Origin of the sequence: Paenibacillus sp. PAMC 26794 (genome assembly GCF_000316035.1) — a bacterium.
Taxonomy (GTDB): Bacteria; Bacillota; Bacilli; order Paenibacillales; family Paenibacillaceae; genus Paenibacillus.
On record NZ_ANHX01000067.1, the window covers coordinates 1 to 1,715 of the forward strand.

1 rRNA gene is annotated in these 1,715 nt (G+C 53.9%); it reads right to left on the reverse strand.

The annotated features are described in order from the left end of the window. Positions 1–13: 13 nt before the first annotated feature. A 23S ribosomal RNA gene (locus D829_RS34395) occupies positions 14–1,715 on the reverse strand; the annotation flags it as partial.

Below are 1,715 nucleotides of genomic sequence, written 5' to 3' on the forward strand. Positions count from 1 at the left end.
TTACAACTTGCTATTGGATAAGCCCTCGACCGATTAGTACTGGTCAGCTCCATGCATTGCTGCACTTCCACCCCCAGCCTATCTACCTCGTCGTCTTCAAGGGGTCTTACATACTGGGAAATCTCATCTTGAGGGGGGCTTCACGCTTAGATGCTTTCAGCGTTTATCCCTTCCGTACATAGCTACCCAGCGGTGCTCCTGGCGGAACAACTGGTACACCAGCGGTACGTCCATCCCGGTCCTCTCGTACTAAGGACAGCTCCTCTCAAATTTCCTACGCCCACGACAGATAGGGACCGAACTGTCTCACGACGTTCTGAACCCAGCTCGCGTACCGCTTTAATGGGCGAACAGCCCAACCCTTGGGACCTACTTCAGCCCCAGGATGCGATGAGCCGACATCGAGGTGCCAAACCTCCCCGTCGATGTGGACTCTTGGGGGAGATAAGCCTGTTATCCCCAGGGTAGCTTTTATCCGTTGAGCGATGGCCCTTCCATGCGGTACCACCGGATCACTAAGCCCGACTTTCGTCCCTGCTCGACTTGTAGGTCTCGCAGTCAAGCTCCCTTATGCCTTTGCACTCTTCGAATGATTTCCAACCATTCTGAGGGAACCTTTGGGCGCCTCCGTTACTCTTTAGGAGGCGACCGCCCCAGTCAAACTGCCCACCTGACACTGTCCCCGCACCGGATTACGGTACCAGGTTAGAACCTAGATACGATCAGGGTGGTATCCCAACGTTGCCTCCACACAAGCTGGCGCTCATGTCTCTTCAAAGGCTCCCACCTATCCTGTACAGATCGTACCCAAATTCAATATCAAGCTGCAGTAAAGCTCCATGGGGTCTTTCCGTCTTGTCGCGGGTAACCTGCATCTTCACAGGTATTAAAATTTCACCGGATCTCTCGTTGAGACAGCGCCCAAGTCGTTACGCCATTCGTGCGGGTCAGAATTTACCTGACAAGGAATTTCGCTACCTTAGGACCGTTATAGTTACGGCCGCCGACTGGGGCTTCGGTTCACAGCTTCGGATTGCTCCTAACCACTCCCCTTAACCTTCCAGCACCGGGCAGGCGTCAGCCCGTATACTTCGCCTTACGGCTTCGCACAGACCTGTGTTTTTGCTAAACAGTCGCTTGGGCCTTTTCACTGCGGCCCCCTCGTGCTATTCACACTACCGGGGCACCCCTTCTCCCGAAGTTACGGGGTCATTTTGCCGAGTTCCTTAACGAGAGTTCTTCCGCGCGCCTTAGAATACTCTTCTCGCCTACCTGTGTCGGTTTGCGGTACGGGCACCTTCACCTGGCTAGAGGCTTTTCTTGGCAGTGTGAGATCATGACCTTCGCTACTACAATTTTCGCTCCCCATCACAGCTCAGCCTTACAATGTGCGGATTTGCCTACACATCAGCCTTACTGCTTAGACGGACATCCATCAGTCCGCGTCACTACCCTACTGCGTCCCCCCATTGCTCATAACGGCTTACGGTGGTACAGGAATTTCGACCTGTTGTCCTTCGACTACGCCTTTCGGCCTCGCCTTAGGTCCCGACTTACCCTGAGCGGACGAGCCTTCCTCAGGAACCCTTAGGCTTTCGGCGGATCAAGATTCTCACTTGATCTTTTCGTTACTCATACCGGCATTCTCACTTGTATAATGTCCAGCGCTCCTTACGGTACACCTTCAACCCTTATACAACGCTCCCCTACCCCTG